The sequence below is a fragment of the Terrabacter sp. P5_B1 genome (genome assembly GCF_056400505.1).
Genome location: NZ_JBFULD010000387.1, coordinates 1 through 3,590, shown reverse-complemented (window position 1 = coordinate 3,590; position 3,590 = coordinate 1). Strand labels below are relative to the sequence as shown.

Genomic DNA, 3,590 nt, shown 5'->3' with positions numbered 1-3,590 from the left:
GGGTAGGTGCGTCCGTCTTCGACAGGGTGATCATCGCGAGCTCGACGAGCTCGCGCTCCTCGATCCGGTGCCCGAGCGCAGCGAGCCGGTCGGCGACCTTCGCCTCCGGGTCGTCGCCGGTGAGGTCGACGGCGGCGACGAGGAAGACCCGCCCCGGCCCGACGAACTCGAGGTGCAGGAAGGTGACCCGCTCGACCTCGTCACTACCGCTCAGGTCGTCGAACGCCTGCCGCCACAGCTCCGGCCGCACCGCCTGTCCGACGAGGTAGTCGCGGTTGCGGCCGATGAGGAAGATCGCGACGACCCCGAGCAGCAGGCCGACGAGGATCGAGCCGATCGCGTCCCAGACCGCGTTGCCCGTGATCTGGTGCAGCCCGATGCCGACACCGGCGATGACGAGACCGACGAGCGCCGCAGCATCCTCGGCGAAGACCGCGCGCAGCGTCGGGTTCGACGTGTTGGCGATGAACTTCAACGGTCGCAGGCCACGGGTCCGCGCCTCGGCTCGCGTCTGTCGCGTCGCCTGGAAGAACGACACGCCCTCGAGCACGAAGGCGATGGCGAGGACGGCATACGCCCATGTGTACGACGTCTCCGGCTCCTCGTGCCCGAGCGCCGAGATGCCGTGCCACACCGACACGACCGCGCCGGCGCCGAAGAGCCCGAAGGCCGCGAACATCGACCAGACGTACGCCTCACGGCCGTAGCCGAAGGGGTGCGTCGCGTCGCGCGGCTGGCCGGCGCGGCGCTCCGCCACGAGCAGGAAGATCTCGTTGCCCGCGTCGGCCCACGAGTGCGCGGCCTCCGCGACCATCGACGCCGACCCGGTGATGACCGCGACGATCGACTTCGCCAGTGCGATGAGCGCGTTCATCGCCAGTGCGATGAGGACGGTGAGCAGGCTCTCGCTCTTCTGGCCCTGCTCGTTCTCCGCCTTCTCAGCCATGCTCGCCAGTCTTCCGTTCGGGGGTCACCTGCTCAAGGGCAGCTCAAGGGCCGCCCATGGGCAGCTCAGGGGCCGCTCGAGCGGCACCGAACCGCATACCCGATGAGGGCGTATGCCGTTCGGCGCCGTCCCAAGATCCGGCTCGCGCTACGCCGCAATGTGGCGCACGACGTCGAAGCGCGTCCGGGCGTGGCCGGCATACCCGGGTCCCGACGTCGAGTGCTCGACCGAGACCTCGCCACCGGCACGGGTGACGACGACGGTCGTCGTAAGGCGCTCGGGCGCCTCGGCGGCAACCGTGAGGCCGTCGTCCTCGACGAGGACCGACTCCCAGCGGCCGTCGACGACGGGGTCGAAGACGTGCAGCTCGATGCTTTCGGGTCGGTAGCCGTCGGTCGACGCGGGCGCCTCGGTCCACATCGGGATCGCTGAACCGGCGCGGGCGAAGAGAGGGATGCGCTGGAGCGGCGTCTCGACGGTGATCCGCTGGCCGCCGGGGTGCAGCTCGCCGGTGTGCCAGTCGAACCAGTCGCCGGCAGGGAGATAGACCGTGCGCGACGTCTGGCCCTGCTCCGTCACCGGCGCGACGAGCAGGTCGCGGCCGAAGAGGTACTGGTCGTCGAGGTCGACGACGGCCGGGTCGTCCTGGTGGTCGAGGACGAGCGGCCGCTGCACCGGCTCGCCCGTCTCGGTCGCGCGGACGAACGCGGAGTAGATGTAGGGCATGAGCCGGTAGCGCAGCCGCACGGCCTCACGCGCGAGGTCGTGGATCTCGGGGCCGAACGACCAGGGGTACTGGTCGATGTTGTTGATCTCGGAGTGGTTGCGGCAGAAGGGAGTCAGCGCGCCCATCTGCATCCAGCGCAGGAAGAGCTCCGGGTTCGTGTCTCCCTGGAAGCCGCCGATGTCGGCGCCGACGAAGGCCTGGCCGGACAGGCCGAAGCCGCACGCCATCGGCATGCTGACCCAGAGGTGGTCCCAGCGGGCCTGGTTGTCGCCCATCCAGTTCGCCGCGTAGCGCTGGATGCCTGCGAACCCGGCGCGAGACAGGATGAAGGTGCGGGCCTCGGGGCGAGCGGCCCGGAGGCCCTCGATCGTGCCCATCGCCATGAGCAGCGCGTACTGGTTGTGGTAGCGCTCGTGCTTGGCGCGGCCCTTGTCGAAAAGCATCGCCTGCGGGGCGATCTCGCCGGTCGCGGGCTCGTTCATGTCGTTCCAGATGCCCGCCAGACCCGACTCGACGTGCTTGGCATTGAGCGCCCCCCACCACGAGCGCGCCTCGGGCGTCGCGAAGTCCGGGAAGGCGGTGTTGCCCGGCCAGACCTGGCCGATGTAGGTGTCACCGCCCTCGGTGCGGCAGAAGACGTCCTGCTCGAGGCCGTCGTCGTAGACCGCGTAGCCCGGGTCGTGCTTGACGCCGGGGTCGACGATCGAGATGGTCCGGAAGCCCTGGTTCGACAGACCCTTGAGCATGCCCGCCGGGTCCGGGAAGCGCGAGGAGTCCCACGTGAAGACGCGATAGCCGTCCATGTAGTCGATGTCGAGCCACATGCCGTCACAGGGGAACTCGTCGTCGCGGTAGCGCTGCGCATTGCGCTCGACGTCCGCCTGGGAGTACGCGTGCCAGCGGCACTGGTGGTAGCCGAGCGCCCAGATGGGCGGCAGCGACGCACGGCCGGTCAGCCAGGTGTAGCGCTCGAGGATGCTCGCCATCGACGGGCCGGCGAAGACGTACTCCGTCCACTGCCCGCCGTGGAAGGTGACGCGGTACTCGTCGTCGCGGCTGAACTCGTACTCCCCCCGGTAGCCGTTGTCGACGAACGAGCCGACAGCGGTGCCGGTCGTGGCGTCGCGCTGGTAGAAGAACGGGATCGTCACGTAGTAGGGGTCGAACTCGGTGCTCGTCATGTCGGACCGCGGGTCGTCCGCGTCCCGGCCGGCGCGGAACTCGGCCGTCGCGTGCTCGTTGAGGACGTCGGTGTTCCACATCGTGAAGTCGCGCCCGCGCCGGTTGTGGTGGCCGCCCTTCTCGCCGAGGCCGTAGATCGCGTCGTCGCGCCCGATCCGGCGGCGCGTCGTCCACGCGTCGTTGAGCGTCGCGTAGGTCCAGTAGCGGCCCTCCGAGTCCGGCACCGACTCGACGACGACCGACCCGTCGGTGCGGTGCACGTCGACGCGGAACGGGTCGAGCCACAGGGTCACGACGAGCTCGTCCGTGACGAGCCGCCAGGCATCCTTCCCGTCCACATCCACGGCCTCTGCACGCCACGTCACCGGCTCGTCGGGGTCGCCCGCGATCGGGTCGACGCACACGGCATACGTCGGCTTGGGGTCGAACGACCCGCCGCGGCTCAGCTGGACCCGCACCACGTCGGGGCGCACCGCGTCGATGCGCAGCAGCTCGCCGTGCAACCGGGCCAGCAGCCCGTGCTCGGCCTCCTCGACGGAGTCGACGTGCTCGAATCGGATGAAGTGGTCGGTCCTCATGCGCCCACCCTGTCAAAGAAGGGCGACGGAGACGACCACCGGTGCGCGCTTCAGCGCCTCAGGCGCTCCCGACCCTCGGCGGACCCACCTGTGGGTGCCGCACGGGGGCGCCCGTCACGGCCGGTGACCTCCCCGACGCCCGCAGCACCCGTAGCAC

2 protein-coding genes are annotated in these 3,590 nt (G+C 70.1%); both read right to left on the bottom strand.

Annotated elements, in window-relative coordinates; genetic code table 11:
• Positions 1 to 946 (bottom strand): cation diffusion facilitator family transporter (locus tag AC1DP0_RS19670; protein ID WP_478087822.1); only part of this gene is annotated, 946 nt, incomplete at its 3' end.
• 147 nt (positions 947 to 1,093) lie between these two features.
• Positions 1,094 to 3,433: a glycoside hydrolase family 31 protein gene (locus AC1DP0_RS19665; RefSeq protein ID WP_478087820.1), complete on the bottom strand. Its 2,340-nt coding sequence runs from the start codon at positions 3,431 to 3,433 to the stop codon at positions 1,094 to 1,096.
• Positions 3,434 to 3,590: the final 157 nt, after the last annotated feature.